Annotated in this window: 13 protein-coding genes; 5 read left to right on the forward strand and 8 right to left on the reverse strand. The window is 58.7% G+C overall.

The window, feature by feature from the left end; all coding sequences use genetic code 11:
* Positions 1 to 176: 176 nt before the first annotated feature.
* Complete coding sequence (locus tag AB4O45_RS06295; protein ID WP_460161205.1) at positions 177 to 7,940, forward strand: dermonecrotic toxin domain-containing protein; 7,764 nt, start codon at positions 177 to 179, stop codon at positions 7,938 to 7,940.
* Between the two features lie 14 nt (positions 7,941 to 7,954).
* On the opposite strand, the gene argR is transcribed toward AB4O45_RS06295, so the two are convergent.
* The 7 genes from argR to acs all read right to left on the reverse strand — a co-directional run bounded on the left by argR (position 7,955) and on the right by acs (position 15,990).
* The gene (gene argR / locus AB4O45_RS06300) at positions 7,955 to 8,935 is read right to left on the reverse strand and encodes a transcriptional regulator ArgR (RefSeq protein ID WP_460161206.1); all 981 of its coding nucleotides are present in this window, start codon (positions 8,933 to 8,935) and stop codon (positions 7,955 to 7,957) included.
* Between the two features lie 249 nt (positions 8,936 to 9,184).
* Positions 9,185 to 9,949 carry an ABC transporter ATP-binding protein gene (locus tag AB4O45_RS06305; protein WP_007912705.1) on the reverse strand — a complete coding sequence of 255 codons (765 nt, stop codon included), beginning with the start codon at positions 9,947 to 9,949 and terminating at the stop codon, positions 9,185 to 9,187.
* Positions 9,950 to 9,976: 27 nt separating this feature from the next.
* Positions 9,977 to 11,089 (reverse strand): succinylglutamate desuccinylase/aspartoacylase family protein, encoded by a 1,113-nt coding sequence (locus AB4O45_RS06310; protein WP_056788052.1) that lies wholly within the window; start codon positions 11,087 to 11,089, stop codon positions 9,977 to 9,979.
* 1 nt (position 11,090) lies between these two features.
* Positions 11,091 to 11,789 (reverse strand): ABC transporter permease, encoded by a 699-nt coding sequence (locus AB4O45_RS06315; RefSeq protein ID WP_024014019.1) that lies wholly within the window; start codon positions 11,787 to 11,789, stop codon positions 11,091 to 11,093.
* On the reverse strand, positions 11,786 to 12,475 hold the full coding sequence (locus AB4O45_RS06320; RefSeq protein ID WP_016773583.1) for an ABC transporter permease: 690 nt from the start codon (positions 12,473 to 12,475) through the stop codon (positions 11,786 to 11,788). Before AB4O45_RS06320 ends, AB4O45_RS06315 begins: the two co-directional genes overlap by 4 nt.
* A 91-nt stretch (positions 12,476 to 12,566) precedes the next feature.
* Positions 12,567 to 13,340 (reverse strand): ABC transporter substrate-binding protein, encoded by a 774-nt coding sequence (locus AB4O45_RS06325; RefSeq protein WP_041479236.1) that lies wholly within the window; start codon positions 13,338 to 13,340, stop codon positions 12,567 to 12,569.
* Positions 13,341 to 14,034: 694 nt separating this feature from the next.
* Complete coding sequence (gene acs / locus AB4O45_RS06330) at positions 14,035 to 15,990, reverse strand: acetate--CoA ligase (protein ID WP_056788049.1); 1,956 nt, start codon at positions 15,988 to 15,990, stop codon at positions 14,035 to 14,037.
* Positions 15,991 to 16,413: 423 nt separating this feature from the next.
* Here acs and AB4O45_RS06335 point away from each other — a divergent pair, with 423 nt between their 5' ends.
* The 4 genes from AB4O45_RS06335 to AB4O45_RS06350 all read left to right on the forward strand — a co-directional run bounded on the left by AB4O45_RS06335 (position 16,414) and on the right by AB4O45_RS06350 (position 20,652).
* Positions 16,414 to 16,674 carry a DUF2790 domain-containing protein gene (locus tag AB4O45_RS06335; RefSeq protein ID WP_007912695.1) on the forward strand — a complete coding sequence of 87 codons (261 nt, stop codon included), beginning with the start codon at positions 16,414 to 16,416 and terminating at the stop codon, positions 16,672 to 16,674.
* 550 nt (positions 16,675 to 17,224) lie between these two features.
* On the forward strand, positions 17,225 to 18,475 hold the full coding sequence (locus AB4O45_RS06340) for a ribonucleotide-diphosphate reductase subunit beta (protein ID WP_016773579.1): 1,251 nt from the start codon (positions 17,225 to 17,227) through the stop codon (positions 18,473 to 18,475).
* A 226-nt stretch (positions 18,476 to 18,701) separates the two neighbouring features.
* On the forward strand, positions 18,702 to 19,415 hold the full coding sequence (locus tag AB4O45_RS06345; RefSeq protein ID WP_150637540.1) for an HNH endonuclease: 714 nt from the start codon (positions 18,702 to 18,704) through the stop codon (positions 19,413 to 19,415).
* Positions 19,416 to 19,665: 250 nt separating this feature from the next.
* Positions 19,666 to 20,652: a hypothetical protein gene (locus tag AB4O45_RS06350; protein ID WP_460161207.1), complete on the forward strand. Its 987-nt coding sequence runs from the start codon at positions 19,666 to 19,668 to the stop codon at positions 20,650 to 20,652.
* 47 nt (positions 20,653 to 20,699) lie between these two features.
* Here AB4O45_RS06350 and AB4O45_RS06355 read toward each other — a convergent pair whose 3' ends face one another.
* The gene (locus AB4O45_RS06355; protein ID WP_460161208.1) at positions 20,700 to 21,419 is read right to left on the reverse strand and encodes a DUF6933 domain-containing protein; all 720 of its coding nucleotides are present in this window, start codon (positions 21,417 to 21,419) and stop codon (positions 20,700 to 20,702) included.
* Positions 21,420 to 21,448: the final 29 nt, after the last annotated feature.

Raw genomic sequence — 21,448 nt, forward strand, 5'->3', positions numbered from 1 at the left:
TTTACGGCAATGCGACATATAGCGTCGCAAAGGCGCAGTTTACCGGGCGCGGCCGATTTGCGGCAGGCCGCGCAGGATACCAAGTCAGCCCCCACGGCAGAGACATAAATATCTACCGCACGGTGGTCGCTTGCCGCTGATTTGCTGAGGGTTCTTCCCAACGCCAAGGAATGGCCATGCATTTGTCTGAAGCACCCCCATCGGCAACCCCGGATGCCGCACATGACGCGCAACATTCGGACGAGCATTACCAACCACTGAAAAACGCGATTCCGGCCTGGCTGGGCGACACCTCAGCCACGCGGCGCGAAGCGCTGAAGAACAGCGTCCCGCAACAGCCGGCCGCGCTCAAGGTCGCGCCAGCCGAACAGCACGCGTTGATGAAAAGCCTTGGGGCGGCGCATATCACCGCGCAGAGCCGGGTCGACAAGAGCCTTGCGCACTTGCAGGACGCTGCGGCCTTCGCCGAGCCCCTGCTCAAGGCCGAGCTGAAAAGCTGCTTCGATCTGGAACTGGATGTCAGAAACACCTACGTGCGCCTGTACATTCCTGCCACCACCCCATGGTTTCCGATCCGCACCGGCGCCCGCGCCTGGTCCGTGTCACTGCTTGAGGCGGCACTGCATAACTTCGAAGAAAGGGAAACCGAAGACGACGCCTTCGAAGCCGAGTCGACATTCACTAGCGCCCCCTCGGCCACAGGACAGTTTGAAACCCTGCCCGAGATCAAGGCGAAACTGAGCATTTCCGCTTTCACAAAACTGTGCCGTCGACTGGATATCGGCGCGAAATACAAAGCCAGTCTGGAAGACAATCTGGGCTACTCCGATCTGATGGTCGCGTCGGTCTTGCGCGGCAAGATCGACGCCAGCCAGAAGGCCGCGATGAAGTCGGCCCTGCAATGGGCGCGGATGAACCGCGACGTGTCGGAAAACGCGGTGCGCCTGATCGAGGCCATGCTCGACGGTGTGAAAGGCCTGCATGTGTACGGCGCCCCGCTGCTGTGTCATGACATGACGATGCTTTGCGCACCGCTCACCGGCATCGTGGTATTCGCCCCGGACCTGTACATGACACGCAATGCAGCGCGCGTCGTCGCCTACGTCCCGGATGACCCCGAACATCCGTTCAAGGAGTACGCCTCGCCATTGGAAATGGTCGTGGAACTGACGCGCCAGTTGCGCTCCAGAGACTATCAGCAGTTCTTCAGCCGCTTCGTCAACCACGACCAGCGCGGCTTCTTCTTCAGCACCCTCAACAGCCGGCTGAGTGAAATCCGCTGGCACCCGCACGAACCCGGCGACCCTCGGCCGGCGTGGCGCGAAGCCGCAGTGGAGCGGCCCGACCTGCAGACTGCGCTGACGCCGTTTTACGACGATGTGTGGCAACACCTGTACCAGGCAAAACTGAACAAGATTTTCAATGACGCCCGAACCATTGCCGTACCGACTGCCCTGGTTGATCAAAGGGCGCGCTGGGCGTTCTGGGATTCGCTGGTCAACATCCTCTCTTCCATCGCCCAGACCGCCGCAATGATCGTCGCGCCCTTCGTGCCGGTGCTCGGTGAAGCGATGATGGCGTACATGGCCTATCAGATGCTCGATGAAGTATTCGAAGGCATTGTCGAGTGGGCGCAGGGACGCACGACCGAAGCGGTCGAACACTTGATGGGCACCGTGGAATCGATGATCCAGCTGGGCATGTTCGCCGTCGGCGGCGCGATTGGCGCGGCCGAGTTTCGCAAAGTATTGCCCAAGGAAATCGTGGCGTTCATCGACCGCTTCAAACCGGTACAACTGGCCAATGGTGACATCCGCTACTGGCAACCGGATCTCGAACGCTACAAACATCCGCAGCGCCCGACTGCCGATTCGCAACCCGATGCCCTGGGTTTGCATGCGCATGAGGACAAGCTTCTGCTGCCCTTGGAGGACGCGCACTTTGCGGTCACGGAAAGTCAGGTGCCGGGGCAGTACCGCATCGAACATCCGAGTCGCCCCGACGCTTACCAACCGGTGCTGCACCACAATGGCGAAGGCGCCTGGCACACTGAACTCGAGCAACCGCTGGAATGGGATGGCGCAACCGCGCTGCGCCGTATCGGCCCTGCGGTCGAGAGCTTGTCCGCGAGCGAGCGCGAAACCGTGCTGCAGATCAGCGGAACCAGCGAAGACGCGTTGCGCAAAATGCATGTCGAGCAGGAAAAGGTCCCGCCTCTGCTGGCCGACAGCATCCAGCGCTTCAAGATTGATCAGCAGTTGCAACGCTTCATCGACCAGCTCGACAGCGCTGACGCTGAAGTTTTTTTGCGCGCCGACCCGGTCATGCAGCTGCAGGTGCTCAGCGAATACGGCCGCTGGCCAGGCGACCAGTGCCTGCGTCTGCTCGATCGCCAAGGCGAGCAACTGTGGCAGTCGTCTACTGACGCAAGCCTGCCCGTGACCGAACTGCGCCAAGGCGAACTGGTCGGTGGTGACGTGCTCAAAGCGCTGCTCTACACCCTCGACGAGACGCAGATCAAAACCTTGCTGGACGAGCCCTTCGCGGGACCGACGCCGTCCATCGAGGTCCGCAGCCACAACCTGCGCAAACAACTGGCCGACCTCGCCAGACGCAACACCAGCGCGCTGTTCGAGTCGCGCTATCAAGCCCTCCAGCACCTCGACGACCCGCTGGCTGCACGACTCAAGATTCACCCTCCGCAATTGCCGGCCAGCATTACCCGCGAACTGCTCGATACCGCGACCGGCAGCGAACTGTTGCAGATCAGCGAAGGACGATTGCCCCCGCGCCAGCAGGCACTCATGCAGATGGCCAGTGACGAGGTGCGCGTTACCCGCGCGTATGAAGGCCTTGAGCTGGATTCGGTGAGCAATCACGACTCTGACTCTCTGGCGCTGCACAGCCTCAAATTGTTGCCGGGCTGGAGCGGCGATGTACGTATCGAAATCCGTGACGGGCGCTACGAGGGCCGGTTACTGGACATGATCGGCCGTGACGATGCGCCCGAATACAAGGTGCTGGTTCGCCGCGACGATGGCCAATACCAACCTTATGACGATCGTGGGCAGCAGCTGCATTCGTTCGCTGATTTCTATTCCAGCCTGTTGTACGCATTGCCCGACAGCGAGCGCCAGAGCCTGGACATGCGGATCGGCCAGGGTCAGGCGCTGAAGGCGGCCATTCGTGAACGCACGCTCGAGCGCAACGAGTGGCGTCAGGTGATTGCCGATGCGCCGTCCCGAGCGCCGGCTATCGACACCCTGCGCCTGCTCGGTACCGACGGTTACGCCCATGCTCCGCGTCCGCCACGCCCCGCTTACCAGCCGCACACCCTCGAAGAAGACATCCGGGTGCTCTATCCACGCATGTCGAACCATGAAGTGCGCTTCCTCGCCGAAAGCATGCGAAGCAGTCCCGCAGGCCCGCGCGCCGAAATGCTTCGTTTGCAAAATGACTACCTGCAATTGCAGAACGAACTGCATGTCTGGGCCAACAATCCGCCCGCCGTGCACCCGGAAACCGGCACGGCGCTCACCTCGCTGGAGAAGCGCGCCGAAATCCAGAATCGCAGGCTGCTACGGGAGCAATTGCTCAAAGCCTGGAGACGGGAGCACGTCACGGGTATCAATCACCAGGGCTTTGCCGCCGGATACGCCTTGCGCCTTACACCTGCGGTGATGGGCGACTTGCCCGTGTTGTCAGCAGACTTCAGCCATATCACCTCGCTCGCCATTGATGGCAGCCCGATGACCACATCTGTCGACAGCTTTCTGCAGTCCTTCAGCCAGTTGCAGAATATCGATGCGCGCAATCTCAATCTGTCGAGCCTGCCGCAAGCACTGACTTCGATGCGCTCGCTGCGCGAATTGCGCTTACGCAATTGTCGGATCAGTCTGACGACGGTCACAGAGTCAGTGCTCGCGGCCATGCCGCAGCTCACCCTGCTCGATCTGCAAGGCAATGCGCTGGGCCTGCCTCCGGACCTGCACACACTGCCTTCATTGCGCTACGTGAACCTGTCGGATACCGGCATTCACACGGTGCCCGACGATCTGCTGGATCATCCGCGCCTGATTTCGGCGCAATTCGATCGCAACCGCATCACGCGGATACCGGACAGTTTTTTCAACCTGGCAAGCTCCCTCAGCGATGGTTATACCTTCGCCGATAACCCGTTGACGGCGGCTTCCCGCGAGCGGGTAAAAGTGTTCTACGAGCACACCGGAAGGCACTTCGGCGTCCGGCCCGTGCAGGAAGATCTGCAACGCACCATCGCCTTGTTTCCATCCCTCGACACGGAAGGCGCAACACAGGTGTTGTACCGATTGCCCGGGCCATTGGCGGAGTGCGGCGCACAGTTGTCCCGCTGGGAAAATGAACTCGGCGTGCTGAATCTCGAACTCAGTCAATGGATCAACCAGGCCACCGTGACCGCCTCTGAGTCGGGGGAACGTCTTCCCCTCGAGGCACAGGCCCGCGAACTGGAGGCCCGGCGATCCTTTGCGCAACAGATCGAGCAATTCTGGCGCAGCCCGCCCCTGTACCCGCGCCTTGAAGAACTCAGGGCAACGGCGACGTTCAGTGGGGATATGCCGATACTCAGCGCCGGTCTCGAGCGCGCGACGCGGCTGAACCTCACCGGCACCGCCAATAGCACCGCTGCCCTGCGCTTCGTGGAGTGCTTCCCCAACCTTGCCAAGCTGAAAATGAACGGTTTCGAACTGGGACCGCTTGCGCTGGGCGAAGCAAAACTGCCTCAACTGAGCGATCTGGAGCTGAAAAATTGTGGCGTGGTCATGACCCCGGAAAATCAGGCTGCGCTGCTGTCACTTGGCAGCCTCGACTCGCTGGACCTGAGCGACAATCCGTTGGGTACGTTCCCCGACCTGAATTTGTTGCCCGAATTGATCTATCTCGATCTGTCCAACTGCGGGCTGACCGTCGTGCCTGAAGGACTGGCCAGCCATCCGGGGTTGCGAACCGCAGTGCTCGCAGGCAACCGCATCACGCAACTGCCCGAGGCGCTGTTCGACCTCCCCGCCGAGCGCAGTGACGGCATTGACCTTGCCGACAACCCGCTATCGGCCGCCACCCGCGACCAGATCAAAAACTACTACCGCCTCCATCGCAACGACTTCGACGTATTGGCGGCCGAGCCGGACGTGAGCCTCGCCCGGCAGTTGTTTCCCGGTTTGAACAAGCAAGAGGCCAGCGAGATGATTTACGACTTGCCCGGCGACCTGGCCGACGGTCGCCAACAGCTGCTTCGCTGGCAAGCAGAACAGCAACAGATGCGCGATGACCTGACCCGCTGGGCCTTGGCAACGCCGTCTGCGCACCCGGTTACCGGTCAGGCCTTGAGCGCAAGCGAGCGTTTGGCGCAACGATCCGCACGCTCGGACTTCAAGCAATTGATAAAGGATTTCTGGGGCGAAAGATCGATGGGCACCGGCAGGCGCACGACTTCTTTCGCGGCAGACCTCAAGTTCCTCGGCGAAATGCCGCGCCTGACGGTCAACTTCGATCACGTTACCAGCCTCAAGCTGGCGGGCAACGTGACGATCGCGGGACTGGAGCCGTTCGCTGCCTTGTTCCCGAATCTTCAGATGCTGGAACTGAAAGCTTTCACACTCTATGACATCCCTTCATTCGTCAGCCGTCTGCACTATCTCAAAGAGCTCAAACTCAATGACTGCGCGCTGACGCTTACCCCTGCCGGGCAGCAGGTACTTGGCGCGCTGCCCGAGTTGCGGTTGCTCGATCTGAGCCATAACCCACTGACAAACGCGCCAGACCTGACAATCCTGCCCAAGGTGACGAACTTCTCGCTCGGCCATAGCGAACTGACGAGCGTGCCGAAGGGCATCGCCGAGCATCCGCTGCTGCGAGAGCTCCATCTCAATAACAACCAGATAACCGTGCTGCCCGACGCTGTTTTCAGTTTGCATCCCGAGCGGGCCGACAGCGTCTATCTGAACGACAATCCTCTGTCCATGAATGCCCGCGAGCGCGTCAAGCGCTACTACGCCGCACAAGGGCGCAACTTCCGGATCAAGCCGCCATCGGCTGACATTGCCATGGCGCAGAGACTGTTCCCGCGACTGGGCGAAAACGCTGCGATCAACATGATTTATCGCCTGCCCGGGACATTACAGACCGGCACGGCGCAACTGATCAGATGGGAGGCGGAAATCGCCCGCATGACCAGTGATCTCAACACATGGAGCGCGCGCTTGCCGGTCAACAACCCTTCGACAGAGCTGCCCTGGACTGCGCCGGAAAGATTTGCAGAACTCGCCGCCAGACAAAGATTCAGCAGCGACCTTGAGAAACTCTGGCGCGGCCGGCAAAACGAAAACTCAGCCCTGCGGTTCAATACTTTCGAAGCCGATGCGACATTCACCGGCGAATTGCCGGAACTGACCGCTGACTTCAGCCACATCACGCATCTCAACCTTCAGGGCAATCCGGGGCTGAACATTCCCGATGGGTTTTTCCGAAGCTTCAGCGGCCTGCGCGGACTGGAACTGCAGGATTTCGCCTTGGGCCGGATACCCCAATCGTTGCCAAGCCTGCCGTTGCTTGAGAGATTGATGCTGAGCAAGTGCCAGATCACTCTGGATCCTGCCGGACAAGCGATCCTGTCCACGATGACCCGATTGAAATCTCTGGACTTGTATAGCAACCCTCTGCAGGTGACGCCCGATCTATCGACCCTGCAGAACCTGACGTTCATCGACCTGATCAACACCGGCATCGATAGCGTTCCCGCCGGGCTGGAACAGCTGCCGCACCTGGAAGTCGCGTTGCTGAGCGACAACAACATCAGCGAATTGCCGGCGCAACTGACGCAGTATTCCGATCGCGGCATTGAACTGGGCGGCAACCCGTTGTCGGTTGCTTCCAGAGAACGGATCAAGGCCGCATTCCAGGCCAAGGCTGACAACTTCGGTGTCTGGGTCCAACAGCAAGACATCGATCTGGCGCAAAGCCTTTATCCATCGCTGTTCGGCTTCGATGCCAACGATCTGGTCTACAAGCTTGCGGGCACGCTGGCCGATGGACGTGTTGAGCTGATGCGCCGCAAAACCGAGCTCACCAGCCTGCTCGAACGCCTGGATACCTGGGCCAACGAGACTCCCAACGATACTGACACGCAGATGCCGCTTGCGACCGAAGCGGCAGCCAGGGAAAGACTCAACCGCCAGCACTTCAGGCAAAACCTCGAAGACGACCTGCGCCGTGCCCCCTCGTTCCTGACAGGGCCAAGGGTCAGCTGCGAGTTGTCGTTTACCGGTGAGCTGCCGCCGCTGACCGCGCGTTTCGACCACATCGAACAATTGAAACTGACCACCACAGCGTCTGTTGCGCCTCGGATCGATCGTCTGCTGGAGCTGTTCCCGAAGCTCAAAGGCATCGACATCCGCAATTATCCGCTAGGCGAGATTCCCAACCCGATCTTCGCTATGGACAGGCTGCGCAGCCTCTATCTGCCTGACTGTGAGATCACGCTGACTGCGCAGACCGCGCAAGCATTCGCAACGCTGAGAAACCTGAGATCGGTGGACCTGAGCGATAATCCGCTCAACTTTGCTCCGGATCTGAGTCATTTCCCGCAGATGACCGATGTGCGTCTGGGCAACTGTGCCTTGAGCAAGGTGCCTGACGGCCTGCTCGAACTGCCTCGATTGATGTACGCGGACTTGTCCGGAAACGCGATCACCGAGTTGCCGGGCGAGTTTCCTTTACAGCCCGGCGACGTGCTGACCGAATACGACTTCAGCGACAACCCGCTGACTGCCGAAAGTTTGCAGCGCCTGCAGCGGTATGAGGCGGCGTATCAATTGCGCCTGCTGGAGCAGCAGTCGAGCAACGACACCGCGTATCAGACGATTGAGGATTTCCATGACTTCTCCGGCGGCATGGAAACCGATTGAGGGTCGATCCGCGCTCAGCCACGCTCCGGCGGCACTGACGACAATTCGAACGGGCTGCTGCTGCGCCGCTGGTTGCGATCTTCGCGCGGCGTGGCACCGAAGAAATTGCGATAGGCGCTGGAGAAATGCGGCCCTGAGGAGAAGCCGCACGAGAGGCCGATCTGGATGATCGACTTGCTGGTCTGCATCAACATCTGCCGGGCCTTGTTCAGGCGCAATTCCAGGTAGTACTGGCTCGGCACGCGGTTGAGGTATTGCTTGAAGATCCGTTCCAGCTGCCGACGGGACACGCACACATGCTGGGCGATTTCGTCGGTGGTCAGCGGCTCTTCGATGTTGGCTTCCATCAGCAACACCGCTTGGGTGAGCTTCGGATGGCTGGAGCCGAGGCGATTCTGCAACGGGATGCGCTGACGCTCACCGCCCTCGCGGATGCGCTCAACGACAAGTTCTTCCGACACCGCACCGGCCAGTTCCGCACCGTGATCGCGGGCCAGCACCGCCAGCAACAGGTCGAGCACCGACATGCCACCGCAAGCGGTCAGACGATCGCGATCCCAGTCGAACAGATGGCTGGTGGCGATGACTTTCGGGAAGCGCTCAGCGAAATCGTCCTGCCAGCGCCAGTGCACGGCGGCGCGATAACCGTCGAGCAAACCGAGCTGGGCCAGCGGATAGACACCGGCCGACAGACCACCGATCACGCAACCGGCACGCACCAGTTGCTTGAGTGCACTGCTCAGCGCCGGCGCCAGGGTGCTCGGTGGCTCGTCAGCGAGCAGGAACAGTTTCTGGAAATTCTCGAGCTTGCCGGCCCACGGCTCGCCGGGCAATTGCCAGGCACCTTCGCTCTGCGGCTCGGCCTGCAAGAACGACAGTTCGTAAACCACGTCCGGGTGCACCCGCTGCGCAACACGCAAGGCCTCCTCCGCCAGCGCCAGCGTCAACGCTTTAGTGCTGGGCCAAATCAGGAAACCAATTCGATGGGCAGTCATGGGCGGGCAATCCGAAACGAACAACGGTGATGAAGGCATGGGCCAATGCTAGCCCGGAAATGAACACAAATCCTGAAACCGGTGAAGATCAGAATGTGGGAGCGAGCCTGCTCGCGAAGGCGGTGTACCAGTCAACATAATTGCTGGCTGTTGTACCGCTTTCGCGAGCAGGCTCGCTCCCACAGGGATCTGAGCCAGCCAGAAGATCGCGAAGCATGACCTAATCTGGTGCGCAACGGCAGCCCTGATTTATTTCAGGCTGCCCGACAGAAACTGCTGCAAGCGCTCCGACTGCGGGTTGACCAGCACTTCGCGCGGGTTGCCGCTTTCTTCGACGACGCCTTTGTGCAGGAACACCAGCTGGTTCGACACTTCACGGGCGAAGCCCATTTCGTGGGTCACCACGACCATGGTGCGGCCTTCCTGCGCCAGCGCCTGCATGACTTTCAGCACGTCGCCGACCAGTTCCGGATCGAGGGCCGAGGTCGGTTCGTCGAACAGCATCACTTCCGGTTCCATCGCCAGCGCACGGGCGATCGCCACGCGCTGCTGTTCGCCGCCGGACATGTGCCCCGGGAACGCGTCTTTACGATGGGCCACGCCAACCTTGTTCAGGTAGTACTCGGCTTTTTCGCGCGCTTCGTACTTGGGTACGCCGAGCACGTGCACCGGTGCCTCCATGATGTTTTCAATCGCGGTCATGTGCGACCACAGATTGAAATGCTGGAACACCATCGACAGGCGCGAACGCATGCGTTGCAGCTGTTTTGGATCAGCGGCTTTCAGCGCGCCATCCTTGTTCGCCACCAGTTTCAGCTCTTCGTTGTTGAGCAGGATCTTGCCGGCGTGCGGCTGCTCGAGCAGGTTGATGCAACGCAGGAAAGTACTTTTGCCGGAGCCACTGGAGCCGATGATGCTGATCACATCGCCGGCGGCGGCTTTCAGGGACACGCCCTTGAGCACTTCGTGACTGCCATAGCGTTTATGCAGGTCTTGGACTTCAAGTTTGTACATGCGGTCGGTTCTCACAAAAACAGTCAGTCAGTCGTTGAGCAAGCGCCCGTGACGCAGCGCTTCGCGCCCCGCCACCTTGGCCAGCCAGAAACCGGGTTGGGCATAGCGCAGCCGTTCAATGGCAAACAGCACCCCGGACGTACCAGCACATACCGTGCTGACCCGATCGGACACAGGGTCGATCACTTGAAAAATCTCATCGCCCGCCTCGACCCATTCGCCAGGCCTGCGGGAAAAACTCACCACACCGGGGTGCGGTGCGAACAACAATTCGGTGCCTTCGAACGGCATGCCTTCGCACGGTTCGAAGGCCGGGTCCGGCCACTCGCCGGTGATCAGACCTTGCTCGGCAAGGAACGCCAGAATGCCTTCAGCATAAGCCTCGGCTTCGACGCGGCCGGTGTCGGCCTGCCCGCCCAGCTCGATCGTCGTCGCCAGACACGCCAGCGGAATCTGCGCCTCGGGGAACTGCCGCGACAGGCGCAGCCATGGCAACGAGCAGGCTTCATCGAACGAGCTGCCGCCGGAATCTTCCGCGAGCAAACCTACCTTGACGTTCAGGTGTGCCGACAGCGAACGCCACTGCGGCCAGTGCTGCGGCAGCGCATACATGTGCAGCGCGGCTTCGGCATCGCAGTGCAGATCCAGCACCACATCGGCGGTGCAGGCGTGGCTGAGCAGCACACGTTGCATGCCTTGCAACTGGCTGCTTGCTTCAGGCAATCCGGCCAGGTGGTCGGCCATTGCCTGACGGATCAGGCGCACATTGGCGTGCGGATCATCACCGAGTTTTTCGCCCAGCGCCGCCGCGACCGGCGCGCTGAGCTCGACGAAATCACGATTGAAATTCTTGCCGCTGCCCGCCTCGAAGCGGCCCTGGAAATTGCCTTGCAGCAATTGCCCGAGGCCGATCGGATTGGCCACCGGCACCAGCTCGATCACGCCGTTGAGCAAGCCTTGGGCTTCGAGTTCGCCGAGGCGCTTTTTCAGCTCCCAGGCGGTGCGCATGCCCGGCAGTTCATCGGCGTGCAGGCTGGCCTGGATGTAGGCCTTGCGCTCGCCCTCACCGAACCGGAAAACCGAAACCTTGCGCTCGCTGCCCAGGTGGCTCCACGGCAATACGTGGTCGATGCGTTGCATATCAGTGCTTCCGTGGCGCGAGGTAGCTCAACCAGCGACGCTCGGCCAGTTTGAACAGCTTGACCAGAATGAAGGTCAGGCACAGGTAGAACACGCCGGCAGTGATGTACGCCTCGAACGGCAGGTAGAACTGCGCGTTGACGGTACGTGCCGCGCCAGTGATGTCGATCAGGGTCACGATCGACGCCAGACTGGTGGTCTGCAGCATCATGATCACTTCGTTGCTGTACTGCGGCAGCGCCCGGCGCAGGGCCGACGGCAGCAGGATGCGCTTGTACAGCTTGAAGCGCGACATGCCCATGGCCTTGGCCGCTTCGATCTCACCGTTCGGCGTGGCCTTCAGGCTGCCGGCGATAATTTCCGCGGTATAGGCGCTGGTGTTCACGGCAAAAGCCAGGCAGGCACAGAACGTTGCGCTGGACAGCCACGGCCACAGGAAGCTTTCGCGTACCGCTTCGAACTGGGCCAGACCGTAGTAGATCAGGAACAGCTGAACCAGCATCGGCGTGCCGCGAATCACGTAGGTGTACAGCCACGCGGCGCCATTGACGAACGGGTTTTTCGAGACGCGCATCAGCCCCAGCGGCAACGCCGCGAGCAAACCGAAGAACAGCGACAGCGCGAGCAGTTTGAGGGTGGTCAGCAGGCCGCTGAAGTACAGCGGCAGTGCCTCCCAGATGACGTTGTAGTCGAAGATCATAGATCAGCCGCCCTTACGCCTACCGAGTAGCGCTTCTCAAGGTGACGCAGTGCCAGCAACGAAACACTGGTGATCACCAGGTACATCGCCGCCACTGCGAGGAAGAAGGTGAAAGGCTCGCGCGTGGCATCCGCCGCCTGCTTGGCCTTGAACATCATGTCTTGCAGACCGACCACGGAGATCAGCGCGGTGGCCTTGGTCAGTACCAGCCAGTTGTTGGTGAAGCCGGGAATCGCCAGACGAATCATCTGCGGCACCATCACCCGGAAGAACACCTGAAAACTGCTCATGCCGTACGCCATGCCCGCTTCGGCCTGGCCCTTGGGGATCGCCATGAACGCGCCACGGAAGGTTTCCGAGAGGTACGCACCGAAGATGAAACCGAGGGTGCCGATACCGGCGGCCAGCGGGTTCAGGTCGATGTAGTCGTCATAGCCGAGCATCGGCGCAACGCGATTCAGCAAGTCCTGACCGCCGTAGAAGATCAGCAGGATCAGTACCAGGTCGGGAATGCCGCGGATCACCGTCGAATACAGATCGCCCAGCCACGCCAGCCAGCGCACCGGCGACAGGCGCAACGCGACACCGATCAGCCCGAGAACGATGGCCAGAGCCATGGACGACAAGGCGAGCTGAAGCGTCAGCCATGCGCCATCGAGGATGACAGCCCCGTAGCCTTTCAACATGATTCAGGTCCTCGAAAGTTGGGATGAAAAAATGGCGCAAACCGCAGAGATTCTGTTGCTTGCGCCATTTCGGACTTGTCGCAGAGACGTGTTACTTGCCGTAGATATCGAAGGCGAAGTACTTGTCCTGGATTGCCTTGTATTTGCCGTTCTCGCGGATGGCCGCGATGGCAGTGTTGATCTTGTCTTTCAGGGCGTCGCCCTTGCGCACCGCGATACCTACGCCGTCGCCGAAGTATTTGACGTCGGTGAAGGCCGGGCCGACGAACGCGAAGCCTTTGCCGGCGTCGGTTTTCAGGAAGCCGTCGTCCAGCAGGGTAGCGTCAGCCACGGTACCGTCGAGGCGACCGGCAGCCACGTCGAGGTAGATTTCGTTCTGCGAGCCGTACGGCTTGATCTCGGCGCCCAGTGGAGCGAGAACTTCGCGGGCGAAACGCTCGTGGATCGAGCCACGCTGTACGCCGATGTTCTTGCCCTTCAGTTCAGCCAGACCTTCGCTGACCTGAGTACCGGCCTTCATGACCAGACGCGCCGGGGTGTTGTAGTACTTGTTGGTGAAGTCGACCGATTTCTTGCGATCTTCGGTGATCGACATCGACGACAGGATCGCGTCGATCTTGCGCACTTTGAGAGCCGGTATCAGGCCGTCGAACTCTTGCTCGACCCACACGCACTTGACCTTCATTTCTTCGCACAGCGCGTTGCCGATGTCGTAGTCGAAACCGACGATGCTGCCGTCCGGTGCTTTCGAAGCGAACGGAGGGTAAGCCGCTTCGATACCGATCTTCAGCGGTTTTTCGTCAGCGAAGGCATTCATCGACAGCACGGACAGTGCCAGGGCGCCAAGCAGCACAAGTTTCTTCATCTTGGGACTCCATCGGTAAAGGGCAAAAACGGCAGAGTGAGCGACAGCCCAATATGCGAATGGGTGAATCGGAAATCGGTTGCGCATCGGCGGAAATTTCCCATTGGAACCGCAGGCGATTTCAACGTCAGCCACGATGAGCGAGTGATCGGCATTCTAACGACAGGCCCGAAGCCGATATTTCTTCAATGCGACAACTAATTACAGATGCACCGAGAAAGCGGTTTGAGCTCATTGACAGCCTTGCAATTTCATGCAAGAGCGAAAGACAGTGAACCGATACATATTGCAAGTTGCGGGCCTATTATTCGTAAACCCTTCTAATCCGGCAAGCGCAGCGTTATGTCTTATTTTTTAGCGCAGGTTGTGAGGCTCTAAAACGGGGCGCCGCGTTTCCCTTCGCCCCGGTTTGGCGCGGGCGGTTACACATTGGGTTGTGGCGGGTAACAGCGGGAAAGGTCTGACGGTGCAGATCGATAATTATTGGTTGGGGTGTTGCGGTTTCCTACAGGTGACTACTGCGGTGTCTGACAGATCGCCTTCGCGAGCAGGCTCGCTCCCACATTTGAAATGCGCCCGTTTCCTTGTGGGAGCGAGCCTGCTCGCGAAGAGGCCAGCCCGATCAACACAAATCCACTAGGCACAAAAAAGCCCCATCCGGCATTACCGGACAGGGCTCCTATGCTTCTAACGCTTAAGCAACATTCATGGTCTTGTGCGTATCAATCAAATGCTGCACCACACCCGGATCCGCCAGGGTCGAGATATCGCCCAGCCCGTCGTATTCCGCCGTGGCGATCTTGCGCAGGATGCGGCGCATGATCTTGCCCGAACGGGTCTTCGGCAGCCCCGGCGCCCACTGGATCACGTCCGGCGAAGCAATCGGGCCGATCTCCTTGCGCACCCAGTTCTTCAGCTCCAGGCGCAACTGCTCGGTCGGCTCCTCGCCGTTCTTCAAGGTCACATAGACATAGATGCCCTGCCCCTTGATGTCATGCGGCACACCCACCACCGCAGCTTCGGCCACCTTCGGATGCGCGACCATCGCGCTTTCGATTTCGGCGGTACCCATGCGGTGGCCGGAAACGTTGAGCACGTCGTCCACACGCCCGGTGATCCAGTAGTAACCGTCGGCATCGCGACGCGCGCCGTCACCGGTGAAGTACATGCCACGGAAGGTCTTGAAGTAGGTATCGACGAAACGATCATGATCGCCGTACAGCGTACGCGCCTGACCCGGCCACGAATCGAGAATCACCAGATTGCCTTCAGCCTCGCCCTCAATGATGTTGCCGAGGTTGTCGACCAGCGCCGGCACCACACCGAAGAACGGACGCGCCGCCGAACCCGGCTTCAGCGCGTGAGCACCCGGCAGCGGGCTCATCATGTTGCCGCCGGTTTCGGTCTGCCACCAGGTATCGACGATCGGGCAACGCGACTTGCCGACATTCTTGTAGTACCAGTCCCAGGCTTCCGGGTTGATCGGCTCGCCCACCGAACCGAGCAGACGCAGGCTGCTGCCATCGGCGCCTTCAACCGCCGCCTGACCCGAAGCCATCATCGCGCGGATCGCGGTCGGCGCGGTGTAGAGGATGTTGACCTTGTGCTTGTCGATGATCTTCGCCACCCGGGTGATATCCGGGTAGTTCGGCACACCCTCGAACAGCACGGTGGTCGCGCCGTTGGCCAGCGGGCCGTAGACGATGTAACTGTGGCCGGTGACCCAGCCGACGTCGGCGGTGCACCAGTAGATTTCGCCCGGACGGTAGTCGAACACGCGCTCGTGGGTCATTGCCGCATAGAGCAGATAACCGCCAGTGGTGTGCTGCACGCCCTTCGGCTTGCCGGTGGAGCCGGAGGTATAAAGGATGAACAGTGCCTCTTCAGCGCCCATCTCTTTCGGCGCGCAAACGGTGCCCGCGACCTTCATCAGGTCTTCGTACCAGATGTCGCGATGCTGGTTCCACTTGATGTCGCCACCGGTGCGCTTGCACACGATGACCTTCTGGATGCTGCTGGTTTCCGGGTTGGTCAGGGCGTCGTCGACGTTGGCCTTGAGGGAAATCTTCTTGCCGGCGCGAATACCCTCGTCAGCGGTGATCACCACTTTCGATTTGCAGTCGATGATGCGACCGGCCAGGGCTTCCGGCGAGAAACCGCCGAACACCACCGAGTGAATCGCGCCGATCCGGGTGCAGGCCAGCATGGCGACCACGGCTTCGGGAATCATCGGCATGTAAATGGTCACCACATCGCCACGGTGCACGTCCTGACCGCGCAGGGCGTTGGCGAGTTTGCACACTTGTTCGTGCAGTTCGCGGTAAGTGATGTTGCGGCTCTCGGAAGGATCGTCGCCTTCCCAGATGATCGCGACTTGATCGCCGCGCTCGGCCAGATGGCGGTCGAGGCAGTTATAGGAAACGTTCAGGGTGCCGTCGGCAAACCACTTGATGTCGACATGGTGATCGTCGAACGAGGTCTGTTTCACCGTGGTGAAGGGCTTGATCCAGTCCAGACGCTTGGCTTGCTCGCGCCAGAAGCCGTCAGGGTTGACGACCGACTGCTGGTACATGGCTTTGTAGGTCGCCTCGTCAGTCAGCGTGTTTGCCAGAACCTCGGGACGAACGGGATACAGAGAAGCCGCACTCATCTTTCCTACCTCGGTGTAATAGTTGTTTTTGTATGACCCTGTTGTAGCCGGGTGGGGGCCATAGAACCATTCGACGATGGTAGTAACAAGCCCCTACAAAATGTCCGCATTCCATGTGGGAGCTGGCTTGCCAGCGATGCAGTCAACGCAGTCCTTCAGGCAAACCCCATCCGGCCAGACACCAAGACCTCAATCGATTGTTACCAAATCTATCAAAAGTGTTTATCAAAACCGCCCCTGTTTACCTGCATCCCACCGCCCTAAAATTCACCTCGCCAACAAGGCAACCGCGATTAACAACGTTACAGCCCCCACGAAGGCCGTTAATCCAGCTCTCCAAGTAACGCATCAAATACTCAAGCTCCACACGCAACCCTAAAAAGGTTGCGTGACCCCACTCGACCTCAAAAAGGTGAATTAGAAATGAAAGCTTTATTGGTTCTGGCCCTCAGCAGTCTGTGCGCAACCGCCATGGCAGACGAGGTCCCGACTGATGTCGCACAGCAACAACCGGTCATCGAGGAATACACTTACTCTACACATCTGGACATCGCCAAAGTTGTATCGATGAGCGAAGTACCAAATGTCTGCGAAGTAGTACCGGCGAAAATGGAATACGACGACTCCAAAGGCCAACGCCACATCCTGCGCTACAGCATCATGGGCAATGGCTGCACGAACTGAACCAGACTGCACCGAATCGGATCGCTCAGCGCTACATTGAGGGTCGATTCCAGCCCGGCTACGGTCGGGCTCAGTTGTGTCTGGAGCCGCGAAAAAGGCTTGCAAAACACTAGATATAGTGAAAAACCCGATTTTCTGGCTATTTTTTAAACAAAAAACCACCTGCCAAAAAATTAACGAAAAAAAATCTGCTCGGGTCGATTCCGCGCAAAGCCCTGTAATCCCTCGGTCGGACCGAAATCCACCCCCTCCTCGGCCTCGCCATGAGCCGATTCGCCGCACCACGCCGGTAAAAATTTCCCTATAATGCCGCCCTATACGGGTCAGCAATATTCCCTTACAGGGAGCAAAAGCCATTCTGAAGCCCCGCAACAGTGCCCAATGCTGATTGCGCCCATCAGAGGCTCTCGGAACCCGTCAAAATTTCTGTTTATTTGCCTGCGTGCAGCGCTGCAAAAAACGACATCCAACGCGGCTTGTTTGGCCGTGTGAAAAACCAACCCATCAGGTTTCACACGGGCACAAGCCCTCACGCAGGAGACGACACGTCATGCTGAGCTGGGACGAATTCGATAAAGAAGACAGTGAAGTCGCAACCGTGAAAGGCGCCAACGCCGGCCACGCAAGCGAAGCCAACATGGACCGCCTCGACAACGCCGGCGGCGCCGCAGCGCTGGAAGCCCGCGCCGTCACCGCCGACGACTCGGCCGCCGTGGCCCGCGCCAAGGCTGCACTGAACTCCCTCGACGTCGCCGAAGGCCTCGCCGAACTCGAAGGCGCTTCCGCCCGTGTCGCCGTTGACGAAAAGCGCATGATCAACTGCCGCGCCGACCTCAACCAACTCGTGCCATTCAAGTACGACTGGGCCTGGCAGAAGTACCTGGACGGTTGCGCAAACCACTGGATGCCGCAAGAAGTCAACATGACCGCCGACATCGCCCTCTGGAAAAACCCGGAAGGCCTGACCGACGACGAGCGCCGCATCGTCATGCGCAACCTCGGCTTCTTCTCCACCGCCGACTCCCTGGTTGCCAACAACCTGGTCCTGGCCGTGTACCGCCTGATCACCAACCCGGAATGCCGCCAGTACATCCTGCGCCAGGCTTTCGAAGAAGCGATCCACACCCACGCCTACCAGTACTGCATCGAATCGCTGGCCATGGATGAAGGCGAAATCTTCAACATGTACCACGAGATCCCATCGGTCGCGAAAAAGGCAGCCTGGGGCCTGAAGTACACCCGTTCGATCTCCGATCCAAAGTTCGAAACCGGCACCCCGGAAACCGACAAAGAGTTGCTGCGCAACCTGATCGCCTACTACTGCGTTCTGGAAGGCATCTTCTTCTACTGCGGCTTCACCCAAATCCTCTCCATGGGCCGCCGCAACAAAATGACCGGCGTCGCCGAGCAGTTCCAATACATCCTGCGCGACGAATCCATGCACCTGAACTTCGGCATCGACGTGATCAACCAGATCAAAATCGAAAACCCACATTTGTGGGATGCTGAGATGAAAGAAGAAGCGACCCAGATGATCCTGCAGGGCACCCAGCTGGAGATCGAATACGCCCGCGACACCATGCCTCGCGGCGTACTGGGCATGAACGCGGCGATGATGGAGGACTACCTGAAGTTCATCGCTAACCGTCGTTTGTCGCAGATTGGTTTGAAAGAAGAGTACCCAGGGACCACCAACCCGTTCCCTTGGATGAGCGAGATCATGGACTTGAAGAAAGAGAAGAATTTCTTTGAGACTCGCGTGATCGAATACCAAACTGGTGGTGCTCTGAGCTGGGACTAATAGTGTCGCTTGGTGCGATTTGACGATTGCTGCCTGAGTCGACAAGTCGAGAAAGCAAAAAGCCCCGATTTTATCGGGGCTTTTTTATGGGCGATAAGCGGTAATTAGGTTAACGATGCATTGGTAGGATTTGGCAGGATCAGTCGCTTTTCCCTGTAGGAAATTTCCTAGACAGCAGTGATGGCCACTCAGTATCGTCCGAGGGTTTTCAACCCTCGGCGATTTTATGGACACGGAAAAAAGTAATAGCGATTGGAGTGAGGTCGAGATTCAGGCGGCAGTCGATGCCTATCTGAAGATGCTTGTACGCGAGCAGAGCGGCCAGAAATTCGTCAAGACTGAGGAGAATCGCATCCTGCGCGAAGGCCCGTTAGCCGGTCGGACTAAAGGCTCTGTCGAGTTCCGGATGCAGAACATTTCTACCGTGTTGGTCGAGATGGATAGAAAGCGTATTGAAGGCTATAAACCTGCCAAGAATGTTGGCGCGAATGTAGCGAGCAGCATCCGTAAGGCACTTGATGCTTCTACCGTTCTGACACTTGAAGATTCCAATCCAACGGCGGACGAAGCATTGCTCGAGCAACGCGCGGCTAAATTTGAGCAAAAGCAATTTGATTACGTCCCCAAAGGGATAAAAACACCAATCCAAACGACTTCCACTAGAAAGGTTTACTTTCGCGATCCTGAATTGAGGGGCTGGGTTCGTCAGCAAGCCAATGGAAAGTGCGAGGGTTGTGGCAAAGCAGCGCCATTTGAAAAAAATGGGAAACCGTTTTTAGAAGTGCATCACGTTAAGCACATGTCGCAAAAGGGTTCGGACCTTGAGACGAATGTTGTGGCGTTGTGTCCCAACTGTCACCAACGTTGCCATCATTCGGACGACAGAGAGGCTTTCACTGCTTGGCTGTATGACAACGTTGGAAGACTCGAAAAGGAATAATTGCAGTTTGTCTGGCTAACCTCATTTGCTGGATTTGGGGCAGCTTCGCTGCCCAACGGGGATAAATCCCCTCACCACAATTCAATGTGTTGCTGCTGGGTCGGTGTCTGGATTCGAGATTAGGTTGATGCCACAAATCGCCAGCGGGCTGCCTCCCACAAATCCCGCATCATCCTGAAAACAATCAGTGCAACCCGCGCCGCCTCCCGCTATTAATACCCCTCCCCCACTCAAGGATCCGAGCCCCACCATGAAATTCGATCTCGCCTACTGCCTCAGCCTCGACGACAAGTTGTCGATCTATGACGTTCGCGATCTCAATTTCGATGAGACGGTGGCGTTTGACTCGGCGAAGGAACACTTCCAGTGCCCCAACGATGCCTGTCGTTCGGCGTTCGAGGCTTCCAATGAGTTGGGCACGTTCAACGCCAAGAATGTGAATTACGTGCGCACGCCGCACTTCAAGAATCTGCCCACCACGCAGCATGTGGCGGGTTGTCCGTATGTGAGTTTGAAGGCGTCGGCTTCTGGCGTTGAGACGGCGGATGGCGAGGTGGATGACGGGCGTGAGGAACATTTCCCATCAGAGTTGTTACTGACCCGGCGTGAGTATGTGCGCAAGCCTGTCGCGCCAGCGGGGGCGGCGGATGTGTTGCGCGATGATCCGGTGCGGGCGGCGGCGGACAGTGGTAAAGAGTCGGCGGGTCGTGAGTCGGCGCCGGACAAGACCAGTGTGTTTGCGCATCCGGTGGAGTGTTTTGTTTCCAACTTCGCCGACAAGGATTTGCTCAAGCGCATGCCGTTGAAGATTGGTGAGCATACGGCGCCGTATAGTTCGTTCTTCAAGAAGATCGAGTATCTGACGGACAACAAGGGGCTGATCTACTGGGGGCGGATCAAGAAGATCGAGGACTTCCACAGTGCCAGTTTTCGTATCGATTTCGAGGACAAGGTCTGGTTCAAGAAGCCCGAAGACAACAAGAAAAAGCCGTATCCGGTCAGTGTTTATCTGAACAAGAAGCTGATCGACAACTACCGCAAGCGCAAGGCGTTTCTGGAAGAGATCAAGCACGCTGTGGATAGCGACAAGGCGTTGTTCTGTTTCTTCTATGGCGTAACGCCGGAGCTGAAGCAGGTGCCCGGCAAGAAGAACCCGGAAAAACCTTTCGAGGTCTTCAATGCCAATATCGAGAACCTGGATCACTTCATTATTCGTGAAGCGCCGGGGTTGGAATGAGGGGACATGGGGTTGTTACTCAACCTGTGAGTGCATCATGCCCCGGCTTAATCATTCGAATTTTGCCTCTCATACTCTTCCCTAAAAGCCTTGCGCTCCATCTCCGCTATTTCCCGCGCGACTTGATGCCGACGCTCTTTCGCAGCATGCAGCTGGACATCATCGAGAAAGCAATAATGGCGCAGCCAGTGAAGCGTCATTTCCTCGTCCGGGAAGTAGTAGGACTTGGCTCCCTTGCTGTTTCTTGGCGTGTCGTTCATTTGTTCGTCGAAAACCATCGCCGTGACTTCATTGGGTGGTAAGCAACCCGTTCCAGCGACCTTGTCTCGAAAACACCAGGCAATTTCATCAATGTGTTTTTGCGCGCTGCGATGGCCGCGCCGATAGAATCGCTGGTGCTCACAAGTCTGTTGCATCCGCGCCAACATCACCTCGGGGTCTAGCCATTGTCCGAGGCCATGGTTTTGGGCATTGATCATCAGGCCATTCACCCAACGCTCGGTGAAGCGCAGAACGAACTCGTGATCGTCGGCTTTTTTGGCATCAGCCAGGATCACGCAATAGCGGGTTTTGATGTGCAGGACCAACAACACATGTTTGCGCTGCACAGTGATCGCATGAACCAACCACTGTTCGTCCGCGCCGTTCAGTTCATCATCCTCAATAACTGATGATGGCGGTTTGGTGTCCACCGGCGTGATCGTTTGGCCTTTATGAACACGGCTGAAAAACTTGCTGGCGGCTTCGGTGCAATTGAAGATCAACATCCTGGTTCTCTGCTGAAGACTGGAGGCAA

This window comes from Pseudomonas sp. S2_B10 (genome assembly GCF_054668425.1).

Coding starts and splice junctions, on each gene's coding strand:
- AB4O45_RS06295 (WP_460161205.1), top strand. CDS start 177: ATGCATTTGTCTGAAGCACCCCCATCGGCAACCCCGGATGCCGCACAT.
- argR (WP_460161206.1), bottom strand. CDS start 8,935: ATGACTGCCCATCGAATTGGTTTCCTGATTTGGCCCAGCACTAAAGCG.
- AB4O45_RS06305 (WP_007912705.1), bottom strand. CDS start 9,949: ATGTACAAACTTGAAGTCCAAGACCTGCATAAACGCTATGGCAGTCAC.
- AB4O45_RS06310 (WP_056788052.1), bottom strand. CDS start 11,089: ATGCAACGCATCGACCACGTATTGCCGTGGAGCCACCTGGGCAGCGAG.
- AB4O45_RS06315 (WP_024014019.1), bottom strand. CDS start 11,789: ATGATCTTCGACTACAACGTCATCTGGGAGGCACTGCCGCTGTACTTC.
- AB4O45_RS06320 (WP_016773583.1), bottom strand. CDS start 12,475: ATGTTGAAAGGCTACGGGGCTGTCATCCTCGATGGCGCATGGCTGACG.
- AB4O45_RS06325 (WP_041479236.1), bottom strand. CDS start 13,340: ATGAAGAAACTTGTGCTGCTTGGCGCCCTGGCACTGTCCGTGCTGTCG.
- acs (WP_056788049.1), bottom strand. CDS start 15,990: ATGAGTGCGGCTTCTCTGTATCCCGTTCGTCCCGAGGTTCTGGCAAAC.
- AB4O45_RS06335 (WP_007912695.1), top strand. CDS start 16,414: ATGAAAGCTTTATTGGTTCTGGCCCTCAGCAGTCTGTGCGCAACCGCC.
- AB4O45_RS06340 (WP_016773579.1), top strand. CDS start 17,225: ATGCTGAGCTGGGACGAATTCGATAAAGAAGACAGTGAAGTCGCAACC.
- AB4O45_RS06345 (WP_150637540.1), top strand. CDS start 18,702: ATGGACACGGAAAAAAGTAATAGCGATTGGAGTGAGGTCGAGATTCAG.
- AB4O45_RS06350 (WP_460161207.1), top strand. CDS start 19,666: ATGAAATTCGATCTCGCCTACTGCCTCAGCCTCGACGACAAGTTGTCG.
- AB4O45_RS06355 (WP_460161208.1), bottom strand. CDS start 21,419: ATGTTGATCTTCAATTGCACCGAAGCCGCCAGCAAGTTTTTCAGCCGT.